At 62.5% G+C, this 18,764-nt stretch carries 15 protein-coding genes and 1 pseudogene; 5 read left to right on the top strand and 11 right to left on the bottom strand.

Features of this window, described 5'->3' with window-relative positions:
- Positions 1–57: 57 nt before the first annotated feature.
- Positions 58–2,496: a DEAD/DEAH box helicase family protein gene (locus tag AB4Y44_RS30715; RefSeq protein WP_368701696.1), complete on the bottom strand. Its 2,439-nt coding sequence runs from the start codon at positions 2,494–2,496 to the stop codon at positions 58–60.
- A gap of 110 nt (positions 2,497–2,606) precedes the next feature.
- On the opposite strand from AB4Y44_RS30715, the gene AB4Y44_RS30710 reads away from it, so the two are divergent.
- Positions 2,607–3,584, top strand: a complete 978-nt coding sequence (locus tag AB4Y44_RS30710) for a site-specific integrase (protein WP_324149960.1) — start codon at positions 2,607–2,609, stop codon at positions 3,582–3,584.
- 66 nt (positions 3,585–3,650) lie between these two features.
- On the opposite strand, the gene tnpC is transcribed toward AB4Y44_RS30710, so the two are convergent.
- The 8 genes from tnpC to AB4Y44_RS30670 form a co-directional block, all read right to left on the bottom strand.
- Positions 3,651–4,022, bottom strand: a complete 372-nt coding sequence (tnpC, locus tag AB4Y44_RS30705) for a Tn3 family transposase post-transcriptional regulator TnpC (RefSeq protein WP_324149964.1) — start codon at positions 4,020–4,022, stop codon at positions 3,651–3,653.
- A gap of 6 nt (positions 4,023–4,028) precedes the next feature.
- Positions 4,029–7,025: a Tn3 family transposase gene (locus AB4Y44_RS30700; RefSeq protein WP_368701695.1), complete on the bottom strand. Its 2,997-nt coding sequence runs from the start codon at positions 7,023–7,025 to the stop codon at positions 4,029–4,031.
- 376 nt (positions 7,026–7,401) lie between these two features.
- Positions 7,402–9,435, bottom strand: a complete 2,034-nt coding sequence (locus AB4Y44_RS30695; protein ID WP_368701694.1) for an ATP-binding protein — start codon at positions 9,433–9,435, stop codon at positions 7,402–7,404.
- A gap of 406 nt (positions 9,436–9,841) precedes the next feature.
- Positions 9,842–10,018, bottom strand: a complete 177-nt coding sequence (locus AB4Y44_RS30690; RefSeq protein WP_368701693.1) for a hypothetical protein — start codon at positions 10,016–10,018, stop codon at positions 9,842–9,844.
- A 168-nt stretch (positions 10,019–10,186) separates the two neighbouring features.
- Complete coding sequence (ligD, locus tag AB4Y44_RS30685; RefSeq protein ID WP_368701692.1) at positions 10,187–12,733, bottom strand: DNA ligase D; 2,547 nt, start codon at positions 12,731–12,733, stop codon at positions 10,187–10,189.
- A gap of 3 nt (positions 12,734–12,736) precedes the next feature.
- Positions 12,737–12,976: a hypothetical protein gene (locus tag AB4Y44_RS30680; RefSeq protein ID WP_368701703.1), complete on the bottom strand. Its 240-nt coding sequence runs from the start codon at positions 12,974–12,976 to the stop codon at positions 12,737–12,739.
- Positions 12,977–13,134: 158 nt separating this feature from the next.
- The gene (locus AB4Y44_RS30675; RefSeq protein ID WP_368701702.1) at positions 13,135–13,311 is read right to left on the bottom strand and encodes a DUF6723 family protein; all 177 of its coding nucleotides are present in this window, start codon (positions 13,309–13,311) and stop codon (positions 13,135–13,137) included.
- A gap of 424 nt (positions 13,312–13,735) precedes the next feature.
- Positions 13,736–14,188, bottom strand: a complete 453-nt coding sequence (locus AB4Y44_RS30670; RefSeq protein ID WP_368701691.1) for a ParB-like protein — start codon at positions 14,186–14,188, stop codon at positions 13,736–13,738.
- A gap of 1,093 nt (positions 14,189–15,281) precedes the next feature.
- On the opposite strand from AB4Y44_RS30670, the gene AB4Y44_RS30665 reads away from it, so the two are divergent.
- Entirely contained in the window at positions 15,282–15,509 is a 228-nt protein-coding gene (locus AB4Y44_RS30665; RefSeq protein ID WP_368701690.1) for a hypothetical protein, read from the top strand.
- Positions 15,510–15,649: 140 nt separating this feature from the next.
- Here AB4Y44_RS30665 and AB4Y44_RS30660 read toward each other — a convergent pair whose 3' ends face one another.
- Positions 15,650–15,991, bottom strand: a complete 342-nt coding sequence (locus tag AB4Y44_RS30660; RefSeq protein ID WP_368701689.1) for a DUF892 family protein — start codon at positions 15,989–15,991, stop codon at positions 15,650–15,652.
- Positions 15,992–16,026: 35 nt separating this feature from the next.
- Positions 16,027–16,254: a DUF2795 domain-containing protein gene (locus AB4Y44_RS30655; RefSeq protein ID WP_368701688.1), complete on the bottom strand. Its 228-nt coding sequence runs from the start codon at positions 16,252–16,254 to the stop codon at positions 16,027–16,029.
- 1,247 nt (positions 16,255–17,501) lie between these two features.
- On the opposite strand from AB4Y44_RS30655, the gene AB4Y44_RS30650 reads away from it, so the two are divergent.
- The 3 genes and pseudogenes from AB4Y44_RS30650 to AB4Y44_RS30640 all read left to right on the top strand — a co-directional run.
- The gene (locus tag AB4Y44_RS30650; RefSeq protein WP_368701687.1) at positions 17,502–17,999 is read left to right on the top strand and encodes a hypothetical protein; all 498 of its coding nucleotides are present in this window, start codon (positions 17,502–17,504) and stop codon (positions 17,997–17,999) included.
- A gap of 84 nt (positions 18,000–18,083) precedes the next feature.
- Positions 18,084–18,503, top strand: a complete 420-nt coding sequence (locus AB4Y44_RS30645; protein ID WP_368701704.1) for a hypothetical protein — start codon at positions 18,084–18,086, stop codon at positions 18,501–18,503.
- Positions 18,451–18,609, top strand: a pseudogene (locus tag AB4Y44_RS30640) (nuclear transport factor 2 family protein); the annotation flags it as partial. The gene AB4Y44_RS30645 and the pseudogene AB4Y44_RS30640, both read left to right, overlap by 53 nt.
- Positions 18,610–18,764: the final 155 nt, after the last annotated feature.

Below are 18,764 nucleotides of genomic sequence, written 5' to 3'. Positions count from 1 at the left end.
CGTGCCGGTGACAGCAAACAGCAAGAAACGATACGGAATACGAATTCACCACCGGTTTCAGGCCAGCTGGAGCTGGATATCTTCTCCGGGCGTGCGGACCTGATAGCCCATTGCCCGGTAGCCGCGCTGGCGTTTCTCCCACATGCGCTGCAGCACCGGATGGCCGCCATCCACATAATCGATCACCCGTACGCCGGTCTTGCCCGCATGCTCGCGGTGCAGCCGGCCGGCGTACTGCTGCAGCGTGCCCCTCCACGCAACCGGCATGGCCAGTACCAGCGTGTCCAGCGCCGGATGGTCGAAGCCTTCGCCTACGAGCCTGCCAGTCGCCAGCACCACGCGGGGCGTATCCCCGGCCAGCGCGTCAAGGGCAGCCAGCTGTGCCACCCGCGCTTTACGGCCGAGGCGACCGTGCAGCACGAACAGCGGTTGTACCGTGTCTTGCAGCATCTGCTGCAGGCTTTCGAGATGGTCCGTCCGCTCGGTGAGTACCAGCACGTTCCGCCCCTGCCCGTACTGTTCACGTACAGCCGCCGCGATCATCTGCGTGCGCGCGGTGTCCTGCGCGAGCTGAGCGAACACTGCCTGGATTGGCGCGTCGGCCGCGACGTCCACTACGGAGCTGAGCCTTTGCGGGAAGACCTCAAGCACCTGCGGCGCGCCAGCGGGCGATTTCGCCGCATGCCGGATCGGTCCACACAGCATGAACATCACCGGTTGCTGGCTGTCGCGCCGCACCGGCGTCGCCGTCAGGCCGAGCACGTAGCGTGCATTGACGCCCTTTAGCACGGCCTCGAAGGAATCCGCGGAGACGTGATGACATTCATCGACGATGACATGGCCGTAACGCCGCAACAGCTCGCCGCGGGCACCATCGGGTGCCACGGATTGCAGCATCGCGACATCGATCCGGCCCGTCGCCTTCGACTTGCCGCCGCCGATCGTGCCGATCTCGCGCGCGTCGAGTGCGAGAAACGACTGCAGGCGCTCGCGCCACTGGTCAAGCAGCTCCCGGCGGTGCACAAGCACGAGCGTGTTGACGCCTCGCTGCGCGATCATCGCGGCCGCCGTCACGGTCTTGCCGAACGCCGTCGGCGCATGCAGGATGCCGGTGTCGTGTCGCAGCAGGTCGGTGACGGCCGCTTGCTGGTCATCGCGCAACGTGCCGGCAAACGGAACTGCAAGCGGCTCGCCGGTGCAGCGCTCGTCGCGGACGTCGCAGGCGATGTCGTTATCGCGCAGTAGCGTCATGACGTCGTCAAGGCATCCGCGCGGCAATGCAATGTGGCGCGGGCAGTTCTCGGCGCGCCCAATGATGCGTGGCTTGTCCCATACGCTGAAGCCGCGCGCCTGGGCCCGGTAGAACTCCGGATTCTGGAAGGCGGCCAGCCGGATGAGCCGGTTGAGCAGTGCCTGCGGAAGCTGCGCCTTTTCAAGATAGAGCTGGTTCGCGAGCGTCAGTGTGAGCGACGCCGGCATCGTTCCGGCCAGCCGCTTCGGCTGCGCGGGTGCTGGCTTCCACGGTTCGGCCTGGTCCTCCTCGGCGATGAACGCGATGTCGAGCGGGTGCGCACCGCCTGTGGCGCGAAAGATCACCCCCTCGATGTCGCGGCTGTCCATGGTTTGCACGGACGCGAGATACGACCACTGATCAGCGTACGGCTGAAAGCCGTCATCGACAAACACGCTCCAGCCATGCTCGCGCGGGTGCTTCTGCAGCGGCAGGGCAATGAGGTTACCGAAGCCGCCTTTGGGCAGCACATCCTGGTTCGGGAAGAGCCGGTCGTAGGACGTCAGTTCGAGCTGACGGGTCCGGGCACAGGTGTGGCTGATGATGGCGGAGCCCATCCGTCGCGCGTCGCGTGCAGCAACGGCCGACGAGAAGAAGATCCACGCGTGCGCACCATTGCCTGAACGTGAGATTTCGAGCGATACGGGCACGTCCATCTCGAGGCAGGATTGCCGGAATGCCTGCGCATCTTCACGCCAGCCTTCCTCGTCGAAGTCGACAGCGAGCAGGTAGCAGGTGCCGTCCGGCATCAGCGGATAGAGGCCCACTGTGCGATCGCCGGCCAGGTGCGTATAGACGACCTGATCGTCCAGCGTCAGCAGTACACGATGCCCGCAGTCGGCACACCGGATGCGGGGTTTTTCGCAGATTCCGGCGCGCCATTCGTTGGCGCACGCCGGCGCGTAGCCGGATTTTCCGGAATTGCGGCTTTCCCAGCGTAGCGGATAGACATCCGTGCGGCCGCGAAACAGCCGCCGGAAGAGCTGTACCTTCTGCTCGGGCGAAAGTACGGGGGCGCCCGTGTTTCGCACTGCTGGCGATGGTTCGTTCCGGGCCACCCGCACGGGCTTTGCCTGTGCCTGCAGCGTTGCCGGCAGCAAGGCGGTGAGCCGCGCGATTTCGGCCTGCAGGCGGGTGAGCTCCGCGAGCAGCTCCTCGCGTGTGAAATTTTCCCAGTCTGCCTGTAGCACATTGCCTTCGTTCATTGCTTCACCGGCCGAAACCCTGGCTCCCATCGAGCACGCCGGCTGGCGCACACGTTCGTTGTTGCATATCATCGTCTCCGATACAGATCACCTGATTTTACCCACGAGCCATGTCTGCCATCGATCGCTACGTCGAAGCCGCGACGCGCGAAAACACCCGGCGCAGTTACCAGTCGGCACTCCGGCATTTCGAGGTTGAATGGGGCGGCTTTCTGCCCGCGAGCGCTGACATGATCGCGCGGTACCTTGCCGATCACGCAGAAACCCTGTCTATCAATACCCTGCGCTCGCGGCTTGCAGCGCTCGCGCAATGGCATCAGACGCAGGGTTTTCCGGATCCGACGAAGGCACCGCATGTGCGCAAGGTCCTCAGAGGCATCGTCGCGCTGCATCCCGCAACCGAGAAGCGGGCGAAACCCATGCAGCTCGCGCAGCTCGAAAAGCTCACAGCCTGGCTCGATGAGCAGATCGCCAGGGGAGCAGATGAGCGCGAGCGTCTCGCGTGCATTCGCAACCGGGCCCTGGTGCTGGTGGGCTTCTGGCGTGGCTTTCGCTCCGACGAACTCAGTCGGCTGCGGATCGAGCACGTAGCCGTCGAGGCGGGCCGCGGCATGACGCTCTACCTGCCCCGCACGAAAGGCGACCGCGCGCAGCTGGGCACGACCTTCAAGGCCCCGGCGCTTTCACGCCTGTGTCCGGTGACGGCTTACGAGGCGTGGATTGCGGCGTCAGGCCTGACGGAGGGGCCCGTGTTCCGGAGCATTGACCGCTGGGGAAACATCCGCGACGGGGAACTGCATGCTGGCAGCTTCGTGCCGCTGTTGCGTGCGCTTTTCCAGGCGGCAGGCCTGGCCGCGCCGGACAGCTACAGCAGCCATTCGCTACGGCGGGGCTTCGCAACGTGGGCCAACTCGAACGGCTGGGATCTGAAGATGCTGATGCAGTACGTTGGCTGGAAAGACGTGCGCTCTGCGATGCGCTACATTGACGCCGCCGATCCGTTCGCGCAACACCGCATCGAATCGGCACTCGCAACGCCAGGTACGACCGTGCAGGAGCTACCCGTCATCGCATTGCCTGCGCCATAACCGCTGGATCGAGGCGTTACTCCATATCCCGTGACGGATACGTACCGGGGGAGATTCGCTGCAAGCTCAATCGCGGTCCGGGCCTGCCATATCTTCGTGACGGAGCGCTTCGAGCGGGTGCAGTGCATCACGGATCGATAAAAGCCCGGTGACATAGTGATCGATCTGGTCGATCACATCCTCGATCTGTTCGACAATCGACGCGTCCCGGGTTGTTGCCGCGAAGCTCGCACCGTTGACGAGCGCATGCGCCATACCGTGCAGGCGCAGCAGATCGTCCCGCAGGCCTTCCGGATCGTCAAGGCCCGTGCGCAGTTCGTCGAGCGTATCTACCGCATCGAGCACCCGCGTCGTGTCATAGCGCGACTGCAGTCCCTCCAGTGCGGCGGCATCAACTTCACCGTACGGGGTGGTGGTCACCGCGGCTCTCGCACTCATCCAGCGTTACCTCATTTCGTCGTGAGGCCGGGCCGCCCGGCCAAACAGGGCATCGTTGATCCAGCTTTCGGGCGGACGTTCCAGATGCAGCCGGTAGCGCCCGAAGCGGCGAATGTTGTGCGTCGCATATGGGCTCACGAATTCGATGTCCTCGGTGCGGACCTTCTCGCCCTCGGCCACCATGTCGCGCAGGGCCCGCATCATGTCCACCGTGTTCTGCAGGATCACGGCCGATGCGATGAGGTCATTGTAGCGTAGCCGTTTTTGTTGCTCTTCCGGCTCATTCTCCGCGATCACATCGCCGCCGAACGACAGCCATTTCGCGAAGCCGTTGTACGACTCTATCTTGTTGGTGCTCGCAGTCACGTCCTGGCGCAGTTCCCGGCTGCCGATCCATTCAAGGAGAAAGACCGTCCGCACGACATTGCCGAGTTCGCGTGCGGCGAGATACAGGCGGTTCTTGCGGCTCTCCGACCCAAGGCGGCGCAGCAGCAACGGTGAAGAGATCGTGCCCGCCTGGATCGACACAGCCACCTGCATGAGCTCCTGCCAGTGCCGTTCGATCAGCACCCAGTCGATGGTCGCCGTGAAAAGCCCGTCGATATGCCTGTACTTCGCATCGCTGTGCGGGCGGTACAGCACGAGGTCTTTCCAGTTCCGGATTCTGGGCATCAGCTTGATGCCGAGCAGATGGGTGAACGCAAACACGGCGGCCGATTGTCCCTGCGTATCCGCATGCACGGTGTCGGCCTTGACGGACAGGCCGGCCTTGAGCAGCCCTTCGATTACATAGATCGCTTCCCAGACGCCCGGCGGGATGAAATGCCGGAATACCGCGATATAGTTGTCGGCGACGTGGCGGTAGGCGACCGCACCCATTTTCCGGTATCGGAAGTGATAGCCGGCCAGCAGGTTGTTGTCGTAGAAGTCGTACTGCGTGCCGTCGGCCGCTACCGTCTTGCCGTCGCCCCAGTGCTTTGGCAGATCGAGTCGCAGGTATAGCTCGATCAACTCGCGCTGCGCGGCCTCGAGCCTGTCCAGATTCATATGCCGACGGTTCACGAATGACAGCATGTGCGCCGTCACGTCAGTATCGAGATGGCGTGCCGCCTGGGTCGGGCCCAGGTTGCAGCCCATCGCGAAAATCGTCAGCAAATACCGCTCGGCTGCCTTGCGTATCTGCGGATCGATCCCGGACAACGGTCCGAAGTGCCGGGTAAAATGCGTCCAGTGCTCGATGTTCGCGAGAATGTCGAGCACATTGCGGGTCGGCAGACGCGCATTGATCCGCTCCTGCAGGGCGATCGCACTGCCCGGAATTTCCCTGGCAATGGTCTTGCGCAGGATCGGCTCGCCTTTCTGGTCGATCGTGACATGTTCGCGCTTGCGCGGATACTCGTCGTCAAGCTTGCGCGCTGCGTCAGTCAACCACTGACGCAGTTGGGTAACGAATTCGCTGCCCGTTTCCGGCAGGCCGACTTTCGCGCAGTAGTCGGGCAATTGCTGCTCACACTGTCGCCACGGCAGCAGGTGGTCGCGATAGTCGGCGTAGGCATCGGACCCGGACACGCACAGATCGCCGACGCGCAGTTCCTCCGCCATGTACGAGAACACGCACAGCTCAAGATAGCGCCGGTTGGTCGGCGCCCCTTCACCGTGGGAGCGCCGCACAAGCTTGCGCCAGCGCGCCGCGGCGAAACTCAGGTCCACATCGGCATTGATCCATTCGCGGTGTAACGTTTCGTTCTCCAGCACAACACCGAGCGCATCGAGGAGCGTGCGCACCTGGCTCGTGGAATCCCATTCGAGCGTGCGGGCGAGACGCATGAGGACCGAACGGTGCGCCCGGAAATGCTTCCAGAGCAGCGGCAGGTGATTGCGGCCGCTGAATGCGCGGATCTCGGCACAGCTCTCACGCAGCGGTTCGAGGTCGCCTTTTGGTGCAAGCCATTTTCGGATGGACTGCGCGATCGTCCTCTCGTCGGACTCGTCAGCAAGAATGTCGACGACGCCATCGAGCAGGACCACGAGATCCTCGACCTTGTCACGCTGCCTGCGCTGAACGATCTCCAGTTCGTCGCTCGCGCGCTTGTGGATCGCACCCATACGTCGCACGAACATGTCGGCGAGATCGTCGCGGGCACGCACGCGCATGCGATTAAGCAGCGCCACGATCAATGTGTAGCGTTTCTCGGGAAGGGTGTCTTTCCGGAGGGCGGACGCATCGAGCGCCATCGCCTGCATGGGCAGTGAGCGCAGCTTTGATGCCGGGACGCCGGCGAGCGCAATCGTGAAGTCCCCGATCTCGTCGAGCCAGGTTATCTGGTCAATCAGCAGGTCCAGGTGCTGCCGCGATGGCCGCCTCGCGTGGCGCTTGATGCGGTTGTAGGCGGTCTGCCGGCTCGACAGGTCGCGGGCCAGCAGACGGTCCAGATTGTTCTTCTGTTCATCGGTCAGGCGTCGTGCGACCCGCCGGAAAAGCCGCGCCTGGGTCTTTGCATGGATCTGCTCGGTAATCCGGTCCAGCGTCGAGAAAGCCGGTAGTTCGATGTCCTGTGCGATCAGTTCGTCGATCGTGGCATTGATGATGTCGACCGGCTGGTCCATGGACAGCGCAGCCGTATGTGCGGCGCGCGTCGCGATCGTGCCCGCGTCGGTGCCGTAGTACGGCTTGACACCGAGGTGCTCGCGCACTGCGGCGTAATGCCGGAACAGCGTCGGCGATGCCTGCGTGTCATAACCGAAGCGTACTGCGGGACCGATGTTTGCCGCCGCGCGCACGTGTTCGACGACGGCCACCGGGATGCTGTCGAGCGACGGGAAATGATGCATCTGCTGGAAGACTTTCAGGAGCACCAGCAGACCCAGCCGTGGGCGCTCGCCCCGGGACGACCGCCGCGCCCATTCCAGTTCATCGGGCAGGGGTGTGTAGCAGGTTTGCAGGTCCCGCGTGGCAAGGACCTTGGGAAAGCGCGGATACGCAGTACGATCGATGGTGGCCATGCGAGTCGTCCTGATCGCAGCGGGCCGCTCAGATTAGCCGAAGAAAACCTGGTCGTTACCAGGTCAGTTCGAAATGATTCTGCGCGTTTATATAACCAAAATGCTTATGATAGGAATTTACGCTTACCTTGCCGCTACCCCCTAACAGGTTGCGCATCCTGGCGGCGAGGTGCGGAAACCCGCAGCCTCGCTAGAGCGCCGGCTCGGCTGGAACCGCGCCCACGCCCGGTGGTTCTGATCGAAATCCCGACGTCCGGGACGGGTCGCGGGAGGTCGCGTCACCGTGCGGTGAGTATCCGCCGGACGGGCGCTCACAAAACTGCCGGCTGCCTCACGGTGTCACCGTCACATCCCACCACGTCCTTGGCTTGCAGGCTCAGCTCGCGCGTCGCTGCGGACCATAACCATCCGTGAACGTCCGCAGAAAATCCAGCAACGTTTCCGGATCCACCGGTTTTACAAAATGCCGTGCGCACCCCGCATCGCGGGACCGCTCGACGTCTTCGGGTGCGCCGAACCCGCTGAGCGCAACCACCACGGCGTTCGCGGTTTCGGGTAGCGCCCGGAGTTCCCGTGCCAGGTCGCAACCGCTGATTCCAGGCAATCCGATATCAAGGATGACTGCATCGGCACGGAAGTCTCTGGCGATCGCAAGGGCAGCTTCTCCGTCGAAAGCACAGCGGACGTCATGCTCCTGCAGGACCATCGCCAGCGATTCCGCGGCATCACGGTTGTCGTCGACAACCAGCACACGCAACCGTTTTGCCTGCTGTGCCGGCCGTTCGGCCGCGTCGGCCATGCCAGCACCGGTCCCATGTGTGATGGGCAGCAACACTGTGAAGCGGGCGCCCTTTCCGACACCGTCGCTTGCGGCCGTCACGTGGCCGCCGTGCATCTCCACCAGGTTCTGGACAACGGACAGTCCGATACCCAGCCCCGACTGGGCCCGACCTTCCGGCGGCGCGAGCTGCACGTACGGCTCGAACATACGCGCGAGTTGCGATGCCGGAATGCCAACCCCCTCATCCGCGACGATGATCTGTACGCGGCCCTCCTGCACGGCTGCATCTACTGTTATCCGTGAGTCCTCGCCCGAATATTTGATCGCGTTGTCCAGGAGGTTGGAGATGACCTGCGTCAGCCTTGTCCGGTCGCCATCCATCAGTAGCGGTTCGGCGGGCAAGTTAACCTCAATACGGTCCCGGTGATCGTTCGCAGCCGGCAAATTGATTTCGACCGCGCTGTGGACAGACTCCCTGATGTCGAAAACTTCGCGGCGCAGACGGACCTTCCCGCTGCTGATACGGGACACGTCCAGCAAGTCGTCGATCAGACGCGTGAGATGCGCACACTGCCGCTCTACCGTCAGGCGCGCCCATTCGACCTCAGGCGGTATATCAGTTTTCAGCTGCTTGAGGATCTGCGCCGCATTGCGGATGGGTGCAAGCGGATTCCGCAACTCATGGGCCAGGGTTGCGAGAAACGCATCCTTGAGACGGTCTGCCTCCCGCAGCGATTCTTCGGCGAGCGTGCGGCGCGTGATATCGGTCAGCGTGCCAACAAAGGAGCGGATCGAACCATCGGCCTCTTTCCGGAACCGACCATGCATCTCAACCACCCGCGGCGCACGATCTTCGATCCGGAGAATCCGGAAAGTCGACTGCAAGTCGCCACCGCCGTCCATGGTCTGCGCGTGGTGTGTGACCAGGGCCTGCGCGTCGTCGGGATGAACGAGCTCGCGCGCAAACGCCTCCCACGACAGCGGGCCCCGCGATTCTGGTTGTCCGGTTATCTCGTACATGCGGGTGTTCTCCCAGACACCCCTGCCGTCGGGAATATCCCACTCAAAAATACCCGACCCGGCCGCAGACGCGGCGAGCCGAAGCCGCTCCTCGCTCTTGTGCTGGGCGGCCAGCGCCCGGTCGAGTTCGCCGAGGGTCTGCGAGATCCGGCTATCCTGTTCGTCGATCAGTTGCCTGATTGCGGCGCGAATGGTTGCGCTGAACAGATCTTCTATCAGCTGGTGAGCCTCCGCCTGGACATTGCGTGACACGGATGTTCCCGCGAAGAACTCTCGTGTCGCCTGCTGCACGCAGCGCTGGAATTCGGTCAATTCCCCGAACAGTTCATCGAGCTGGTAGCCAAGCATCCAGCGCCCACTGCCATGTTTTCTGGCGTTGGCGTGTAGCCGCCGTAGTGTCTTCTGCGCCGGCGCGCTCCGCAACACTGCGCAGATTTCCTCGTATATCGAGGGAAGGTGGTCGACCAGTTGGACCGTCGATAACCGTCCGGTCTGTCCGCTCGCCAGATCGGAGCGGACCGCGCGAAGCCATCGGCGCGTGATCAGGCTGCGCTTTTGTTCTAGGTACGCCGCTAGCTGCTGAAGCGTGCTCGTGTGTGACGGCGTCATGGTCGTTTTCTGACGGCTATTTCAAGACCGATACCGGGCAACGGCTTTCAGATAAAGGGCGACCGCGGCGCGGTTATGCTTACGACGATGCCGCTTGCTCCGGTCCGGGTCCGGCCTACGATTTCCAGAATCCAGTCGGTGAGCGCCCCGACGGCATATCGCCCAATGAAAGCGCGCTGTTCAGCCGGTCGCGGCCGACTTGCGCGTCGCGCGGGCCGGTGGCTCTCGCGCCGGACTCCGCTGCGAGATGCCTGTAGCAAACGCCGTTCCCGAGACGTGTTGGGTTTCTTCCGATAAATCTCTCACGGGAGGAAACATGTCGCTGCGCGCGGCCCGCAGGCTTGCGTAAAACCCGCGAAGACACTGGCCATCTGCCGTTGCAGGCGCTCGAATTCGCCCGGCAGAGTTAGCGCTGCCGAGGCGCTCGGCTGCCAGGCAGGCGTTCGGCGACCACGGAAAGGACGGCGCGCACAGCCACCAGCTTCTCGATGAGACATCGAGTTCGCCAGTGAAAGCCCACGCCCGCCTCGATGAACGGCTTGAACCAGTTGCTGTCCCTGATGAAGCGAAAAACCTGCGTCACACCGCATTCCCAGCTATGCGAGTAGATGGCGTCCGGCGCATCAGCTTCCCGTAGACGACATGCCTCGCCAACCAGCGTGACGTGATGCCCGCCGATGTGCCACGACTGCACATCCGGATCACCTACTGCCCTTTATGCGTGGAAATCGTCCTGTGCCCTGCGGTCATTTCATTGGAGGAGTTTCGTTGCACTCGCCACTGACTGCCGCGCCGACCAGTAGTCTGCCCAGGGATCCATGGGCTCGAAGCTGAGGTACTCCCGCGCCGTCTGCACGTTCCACTGCGCGCCGCCTTTCAGCTCGAACACCTGCTCCCACGACACCGGCATGGATACGCCCATTCCCGGACGAGCCCGCGCCGAGAATGCCGCGGCCGTGGTCTGCCCGATCCCGTTACGCAGATAGTCGACGTAGACCTTGCCGACCCGGTTCGAAGCGCCCGATGTGGCCGAAAAGCGTTGCGGGATCGTTTTCGCCAGATGCCGTACAAAGGACTGCGAAAAGGCCTTCACCGCGTCATAGCCCAGGCGCGGGGCCAGCGGGACAACTACGTGCAGCCCCTTCCCACCGCTTGTCTTCAGCCATGCCTTCAGGTCGAGTTCGCCAAGCAGCGTCTGCACCAGAAGCGCAGCTTCCTGGACGTGCGCCCACTTCACCCCCTCCCCCGGATCGAGGTCGAAGATCACACGGTCGGGCTGTTCGAGGCGCCGGACTGTGGAGTTCCAGGTGTGAAACTCGACCGCATTCATCTGTGCTGCCGAGAGCAGTGCGTCCACCGTATCCACCGATAGGAGCGGCGGGTGATCCGGCCACAACGCGCGGTCGTGAATGGTCAGGCCCGGCATGCCGGTTCGCTCCGCATGCTTCTGGAAGAACAGCTCGCCGCCGATACCCGACGGTGCACGCACGAGTGCCACGGGTCTATCTTTCAGATGCGGCAACATGCGCTCAGCCACGCTCGCGTAGTAGTGCACCAGGTCAGCCTTCGTGATGCTGGCCGAGCTATCAACGATCCGCTCAGGATGGGTGATCCTTATCTCCGGTCCCCGCGCCGGGGCGCTCGTCTTTCCGCCCTCGCGTACGACGGCGCTTGCGGGTTTGTCGAGGCGAAGGCCCTTGAACGATGCCTGGCGCACGACGCCATCGGCTGTCCATTCGGCGAACTCGACCTCCGCGACCAGTCGGGGCTCGACCCATCGCTCCCCGCCGGGCGCGCGCCGTGACCACCGGCGCGACTTCGTCGCGGCGACGTCATAGGGCGCTGCCGTCGTTTCCAGCGGTATGAGGCGTTGCCAGAGATCGCGCGCGGTGCGCGCGTTCCAGCCGGTCCCCACGCTGCCCGCGTCATGCAGCTTTCCGCCGTCATGGTAGCCCAGCAGGAGGCTGCCAACTTCCCCGTCTTTCCCGCCGCGGGCCGTAAAGCCGCAGATCACCATTTCCTGGCGCAGGCGCGCCTTGGCCTTGAGCCACGTCTGCGTGCGCCCGGACTCGTAAGGTGCATCGCGCCGTTTGAGAATCAGTCCTTCGAGGCCGATACTCGACGCGGCCTCGAACACCGCAGCGGCGGGTGCTTCAAACGCCTCGCTGAAACGCAGATGCTCGCCGGCATCTTCGAGCAGTTGCGACAGGCGGGCACGCCGGGACCACAGCGGCACCTGTCGCAGGTCCAGTCCATCGACAAACATGAGGTCGAAAAGGAAATAGACGATGTCCCGGCTTGTCCGCGCGTCCATCGCGTTCTGCAGCGCAGAGAAGTCGGGCAGGCCGTCCTTGAGCATGACGATCTCGCCGTCGAGCCACGCGCTTGAAACCGGCAGAGCCTTGAGTTCGTCGACGAGTGCCGGGAATTTCGCTGCCCAGTCGTGGCCGCCGCGTGTGAACAACCGGACGTCTCCGCGGTTAATTCGGGCGAGCAGACGGTAACCATCCAGCTTCGTCTCCGTGACCCAGTCACCACCGGTCGGGAGCGAAGGCGCGAGCGTTGCGAGCTGTGGCTCGAGCTTCGCGGGTAGCGACGCGCGAGTCGCCGCGGAGAGATCGGGCGGCCGCTCTTCGGCGTGGTCGACCGGCACGACCTTCGGTTCGCGCTCTTCGACCAGACCTAACGGGTGCGTCACCACACTGTCGGGAAGCGCCTTGACCACGTCGTACCCGGAAAGTGGCCTGGCCCACTCGTCGCGCTTCTTGAACAGCATCCACTGGTCTTGCCGGTCGTCGGGTTTCGAGATCCGTACCAGCTCCCACAGGCCGGCGAGCTTTTCACCATGCAGGCGGAAAACGAGCTTCCCCGCCTTCATGCCTTCCCCGGGATCGCCGGCAGGTTCCCACGTACCCCGGTCCCAGACGATGACCGTGCCCGCACCGTACTGCTTCGCCGGTATGGTGCCTTCGAAGCTCGCGTAGTCGACCGGATGATCCTCGACGTGCACCGCCGTACGCTTTGCCTTCGGGTCGTAGCACGGGCCTTTGGGCACCGCCCATGACAGAAGCACGCCGCCTGCTTCAAGCCGGAAGTCGTAATGCAGGCGGCTGGCCCAGTGCTTCTGGACTACGAACGAGAGCGCACCCGTTTTGCGGCGACGCGGCTTTTCTGGCGCGGCCGGTTCCGGCGTCGTCCCAAAATTGCGCTTGCGGCTGTACGTCGCGAGTGCGGCGTCGCTGTTTCCGTGTTCGTCCGTCGAAGCAGAGGTGCGCTTGCGCCGACCGCCCGCGACCACCTGTCAGTCTCCCGACCCAAGTTCACTGTGTTTATGCGAATGCGTTGCGGCGTGGAGCAGTTCGTAGTGCGCGCCCTTGCCGCTGCGCGTTGGCGGGAAGTGTTCGCCTTCCACGCAGGTGACCCCAAAGGAGCGTCCTCCGTCACCGTCGTGGATGACCTTGTAGATACCAGACGTTTTCACGATCTCGCCGGGGCGGTGCTGTTCAGAAATGGTCCTCTCCCAAAACGTAGCTCTGCGCATCGACAGCAAAGCACATGCCGCAAGAGACCCGCGCCATGGTCTCACGGCCGGGACCGTCAGGAGGAGCGCAAACCGTTGCCGCGCGCATTCTCGACGCGAAAGATGCAAGCGCGCAGCAGAGGCTGCGGGTGCCAAACAGCGTCGTCGACTGGCCTCATTTACTCGGGCATGTTCATGTCGCCCTTGACGAGAACAGCAGCCAAATCCCGTGCGGCACCGCGGGCCTCAGCTGGCGTAAGGAATACTCCGGGCGTTGGGCATCCGTCGAAGGGGTAAATGACCTTTCCATCGCTTTTACGTCTGATTTTCAGATAGCCACAGTACCGGCCGAACATATCCACGCGTTGGCCGCAGACGACGTCGTATCCGGGAAAACTGTCTTGCGGTTCTTCCGCGCGGCGAGCTGGCGACATATCAGGTCAGACAAGCGAAAGTAGTTGCGCTCATTCTCTGGCTCGTGGTTGATCTCCGTTTGAGTGGACAGCCACGGGGCGCAACCATCATTCCAAACAAAGTTATCCTAACCAATTGGAGGACACAGATTTAATGAAACCACATCCAGCCCATCCAGGCACTGATGCTATCCGCCGCCACACCCGCTGACTCTCGCAAGTTCAGCCGAGAAAGCCAGGCAACCGGCGAGCGGCACGGCTGCGCGCCAGCCTTATCGCAGACGCGAGTGCGAGCGAGAATGCGGCATCACTGTTGTCATCGAGAACGATCCGCTCCCTCAGAAAGTCCGCCCAGACAAAAGACGTCTCAGCGCTGGCTGTTTTCGCATAGGCGCCGGCGCGTCGCGCAAGCGCAGCGAGGCTCTGTTAGAGGATCGTCCAGCATTTCCCCCAACGATTGCGGCAGCGCGCCCAGAGGCTCGCGCACACCTGATGGACCGAACGGATGAACGCGCCGATGCTCGCGCATCAGCGCCCAGAAGTCCTCTGCCTCCAATAGATGGTGGTCCGCCACAACAAGTGCCGGCGCTGACGTCACCCCCATGAAGTGCCACGCCATCGCCCAGTGGTGATGGTCAACGATGTAGCAGGCATCGTCCGGCCCCAGCACGACCTGCACGGGATGCCGCAACTGGAACTGCGCCAACCGCGCCCGGTTGCGCTCGGAGATGACTTCCTTGACGCGAACATACCGGATGCCCACCGTGATCTGCGTTGGCCGCATACAGGAGAGCGGCAGGTTTCGAAGATCGGTTTTCATTTCACGATATATGCGGCATTGGCGTTCTAGGCAGGGCTGTCATCCAGGGCTGGCACGCTGCGCACTACCGCTTCGGGCTTCTCTTCCCGGCATAAGCACGGCGGGAAGGTTTCCCAGCCCCCATGGTATGCGGTGGCGACGCAGCGTCCGGCTGTAATTCGATGACATGCGATGCTTCCCGCCGGCCGACGGCTATGGTTTCAGACGCCGGTTGTTCAGCAAGTGATGTACCGCCTGCACGGCCGATCAGCGTACGGATAGTGCGGGTTGTGGACAGGCGCGTGCTCATTAGCTTCCGCACATGATTACGCTGCGAGCCGTGCGAACGGGTAACCTTTATGCCTGCGACGCGCACGCTTTATGTGTTTCGCGCTCCATTACCGCGCGGCTGCCTTTTGAAAAAAAAAGATCCCCGCCGGCTGACCGGTCGGGGGACGTGGAGAAGGTTGAAACTGTGCTGCACTTCAATGCTAGCCGTCGGCTGCGCACCGAGCAAGCCAATGGGCAGCATCCATCCTGTACGATAGAGGAGCCTTTCGGACGGACCCACCGCAGTGTACTTGTCGCAAGCCACTGCCGGTGTGCAGACTCAGAAAGACGCGGCGCTTCGCGCTTGCGCATATCCATAGGCCATTGCGCGGCGGAAGGACAAGAAGTCGGGCGCGTTAAGTTCTGCGTCTTGCCGAAAAGAGACATCGTACGATCTGGCGCTAGCTCGCCACGCTGACGGGCGATGATTCGAGCCGCGACCGGGCTACCGCCATGCACGGAGGCTTCGATGTGTCCCTGGCCTGACATTGGACCGTCTCTCGATGTTGAATGGCAACCTGGTTCCTCGCCGAATTGCGCGAAGGCCGGTTTGAGCGCCGCGGCGCGTTGCTTGGATCTCGCGGCGCAGGCGACGCCTTCGCTTCCGTTTCCAGGCGCTCGCACGTCGAAGCGACAGCGGAAGGAGGATTGTTTGGACGGCTGGACACGCAAACCCGCATCCGTTTAGCCACCAAGGTCCAGCCGCCTCGGGCACAGGGGCTGCGAGATGCTGTTGGCCTTGGTGTGGACGTACCCGTCCCACAAGACATCTGGAGAAACGGCCGTGCGAACGAACTCGGGCAGGTTCGCGATAGACACCACGCCGCGGCATGGAGACGGCCAGTATGTCGCCCATGCGCGGATCAGCGTCAGGCTGCCCGATGGCAGCCCGCGCGATGTTCACTTGAGCGGGGACCTGGGCGGCTTCGATCTGCGCTCAGACGCAATTGCCTATGCCAGAAAGTGGGCCAGCGAGTGGCTGGATGGGGCTTTCGCGGCGGCCGAAAACTAAACACCCAGACAAGTAGTCACCCACTCGAACTCCGCCCGGTAACGAATTTCGTAACCGTGTCAGGCAGATGGTCGAGCAGCCATCTGGCCATCGCGACCTCCTGCGGCAGGATCTTTTCGCAGATCCCGCGGGTTTTCTCGTCACCGGCCGCCCTGCGCCGCGGCGATCAGTGCAGTGTAGGCAGCGATCTCGATATTTTCGAAGACGTACCCGCTCATGCCGCCCTTGACGAGCTCATCGCTGACTGCAATGCCGCCGAGACACTGCATAAACGCACTCATGCGCGCCGACGGATCTTTGATTGCGGAAGGCGAACTTCCCAGCAACTCAAGACGTCCCCCGATCATCTCCTGCTGCCCGAGCGTTTCTTCGATGTGCAGGTCGATGCTGCTTGTGGTTACCCCACATTCCTGCGCTTGCGCGTTATGTTCATTGGCGGATGCCGCTTCCCCCCTTCTCCACGCGCTGGTCCCCGATACCAACGAGGCCGTGGAAAGTGATGCGACGTGGGTGGCCCCTATGCCTCACTACCTAGCGCCTTCGACACTGCCGCCGGGCTCTCGAACGACTCATTCCCAAGCGCGGCGAGCGCCTGCATGACCGCTTCATCAGCATCGTTCTGTTTCGCTATTTTCAACAGGGCATCCTTCCTCGCCGGATAGTCGGCACCTTTGAGCGCCTTTTGCACGTCAATGAACTTGCGAATTTCCGGGTTCTTTGCGTTCGACTTGCCTGATGATGTCATGATGCTGCTCCTTGTGCGGTAACCCACCAACGATGTAAAAAGGGATTTCTGCGAATCCACCCCTCAAGTGCAGGCGGTCAACCACCTTGGCCGCCATGTGCCTATCGAACCGCGAGCTCGACGGCTAAAGCCTGCGCGGCACGTGCTGCAATATCAAGCGCGTCGTCACGCGAGACAGCGCCACACGTTCCCTTGCGCTCGATGAACCGGTCACACCCGTCCGCGCGCCGAGCGACTCGGACAACCCACAGGAATCGCGCTTCGGAATCGAATTCGACCGTCGGCGTTATCGACAGCTCTGCCATTTCTATACATTGAATTCTCATACCCCCCTCCTTTCCAATGTCTCTGATGCGGGCGGTCAGACTGTCCGATTCAGTTGCTTGCCGGGTTGATTCCCTCAGCCGACACGTCGCTGGATCAGCAAACCACGTTCCGCATGTGCGAGGCCTGACTGTACGAAACACAGACTTTCCGGCCACACGCGGTTTCTGCCTCGAGGCTGTTTGGTACGCGCGATGCGCAAGCGCTGTAGAGGCAAGCGCAAAGAATTGCATCGTGCTCTCGTGCGGCCTTGGCGAAGCGCGTGACGATTCCTCGTTATCGACGACTCGGAAATTCCTGCGCGGGCACTTCATTGAGGCGTTTCATCGCGTCGTCGCACAACCGGAAAACCCGTCGTTGCCCGCAGTCCTGACATGGCAGCCTGGTGGAGGTGGCGTGTCGGACGGCGCACGCGAGCGGGCGGCGGAGTGACCGCTGCCCTGAAGAGTTTCTGGACCTGCACTGATCGCGAAAACGTTTATGGCAATTGCTTTCTGTTGCGCCGCCTCATCAGCTCGCCTCTGAGCATGATCTGGACGTCTCCTCAGACAGTAGTGGTTCCTGAGGGACATTAAAGGGGCGGTACTCCCGCGTCGCGGGGACGCCCCACTTTTTGGCCAGCCTCTCACGCCGCCGCATCTGGCTGGACGGACAGCGTATCGGCGACGGATCAGCTGATCTGATCTTCATCCGGTCCGAGGTATGCCGCATTTAATACGGAGTCCTACATTACGAGCTGTCTAGATTCCGCATTGAATTCGATTCAAAGCGCCTTTGCAGAGACCGCGACAGGGCACGTCGATTGCACACTCCGAAGAAGCATCGTAGCCGTTTATGATGTCCGGCTGGAAACCGCAATCCAGGTGCCGTTCCGTTAGAGGTGGCCCGAGACGCCGGAGATTTGCATGAGCGGGGGCTCTTCCATGTCGACGCAGCACGAAACCTCTCCTGCCGAGACAGGTGAGGTGCTGGTATTGCTGGGCGCCGCATTCGCAGTGGTTGGCGGATGGCTCGTTGCAATGGGTTCCACACCTTACTTCGTCATTGGCGGCATCGCGCTAATTGCATCGGGTACGCTCATGGTCCGAAGCCCCTCAGCCGGGCTCTGGAGCATCTTCTGCACCCTCATCGCGGCACTCGTCTGGTCCATTACCGAGGTCGGACGGGATGGATGGCAGCCTATGCCCCGTCTGTTGCTGCTCGGACTGCTCGGCATCTGGTTCTATCTCAACATCGTCGTTGGCCACTCGGCGGTTGCGCGACCCATTCGCATGGTGGCAACGATCGCGGCCATCGTTTACGCACTTACCATCATTGGTATGCTTTCGCCCAAAGTTCCGGTGTCCGTGGCGAAGCATCTTCGTTACCTGCCGGCATCGCCCGCGCTGAACAGCGCGTCACCGTCCGGCAAGGGCGGCTAGCGCCACCCCAGATCCAGAGTCTTCCAGGTCCGCCGCCGGCCGCAAGATTAATCCGGGAGGACCTGCCCGATCCAGTCGTCGACTATGACGTCCATGCTGGACCCGATGAAATCGCATAGCCGCATACGTGCTATCCCGGTGTTGGGTCGGGTCAATGCGGGCAACGAGGGTTCGAAGGGCCGCGGCATCAGATACGCGCTCCGCACCTTTCCTTGCAGTGCGAGTCGCGACTGGCAGGATCAGATGATGCGCGCCTGTTTCCATTGCCAGCGGGAAACGCGAGACCCCTGGAGTCTCTTCCGCGCGCGGCAGCTGTCGCAATGCGGCACTGACGCGATCAATGAACGGCGGCGGCCGAACGCCGCACTGGCCGCCGCTCAACCGGAGTTCACGATGACCGACAATCTGAATCGAACCGCTCTGCCTCCTGATGTGGCCGCAGAGATCGAAGATATCGGAATACCCGCGCGCGACGCCCAACGGCGAGCAAATGGACTTTGTTGAAGCGATGGACGTAGAGAACGGTCGGATCAGTCGGCATCGCGTGTATTGGGGCTGGCGCGGCGTTGAAGTAATCAAGGCTGATGCGTATTACAGGGGGCACCGCTAGCCGGCTGAATCATTTTCCCTAAAAGCGACCTTGAGCGTTCTCCATTGAAGTTCAAGGCGATCAAGTGTTGCGAACAGAACGTCACGCCGACAAAACCGGGAAGCGCCGGACACTCCCCTCATGAGTCCTGGATGGGCTGGCATTGAGAGGGCGCC

The organism is Paraburkholderia sp. BR10937 (genome assembly GCF_040965695.1).
Lineage (GTDB): Bacteria > Pseudomonadota > Gammaproteobacteria > Burkholderiales > Burkholderiaceae > Paraburkholderia.
This window is presented reverse-complemented; position numbering and strand designations above follow the sequence as displayed.

Bases quoted from the DNA above. Each gene is read 5' to 3' on its own strand.
- AB4Y44_RS30675 (WP_368701702.1), bottom strand. From the start codon at position 13,311: ATGTTCGGCCGGTACTGTGGCTATCTGAAAATCAGACGTAAAAGCGAT.
- AB4Y44_RS30670 (WP_368701691.1), bottom strand. From the start codon at position 14,188: ATGAAAACCGATCTTCGAAACCTGCCGCTCTCCTGTATGCGGCCAACG.
- AB4Y44_RS30700 (WP_368701695.1), bottom strand. From the start codon at position 7,025: ATGGCCACCATCGATCGTACTGCGTATCCGCGCTTTCCCAAGGTCCTT.
- AB4Y44_RS30715 (WP_368701696.1), bottom strand. From the start codon at position 2,496: ATGAACGAAGGCAATGTGCTACAGGCAGACTGGGAAAATTTCACACGC.
- AB4Y44_RS30710 (WP_324149960.1), top strand. From the start codon at position 2,607: ATGTCTGCCATCGATCGCTACGTCGAAGCCGCGACGCGCGAAAACACC.
- AB4Y44_RS30645 (WP_368701704.1), top strand. From the start codon at position 18,084: ATGACGTCCATGCTGGACCCGATGAAATCGCATAGCCGCATACGTGCT.
- AB4Y44_RS30695 (WP_368701694.1), bottom strand. From the start codon at position 9,435: ATGACGCCGTCACACACGAGCACGCTTCAGCAGCTAGCGGCGTACCTA.
- AB4Y44_RS30655 (WP_368701688.1), bottom strand. From the start codon at position 16,254: ATGACATCATCAGGCAAGTCGAACGCAAAGAACCCGGAAATTCGCAAG.
- AB4Y44_RS30650 (WP_368701687.1), top strand. From the start codon at position 17,502: ATGTCGACGCAGCACGAAACCTCTCCTGCCGAGACAGGTGAGGTGCTG.
- tnpC (WP_324149964.1), bottom strand. From the start codon at position 4,022: ATGAGTGCGAGAGCCGCGGTGACCACCACCCCGTACGGTGAAGTTGAT.
- AB4Y44_RS30680 (WP_368701703.1), bottom strand. From the start codon at position 12,976: ATGCGCAGAGCTACGTTTTGGGAGAGGACCATTTCTGAACAGCACCGC.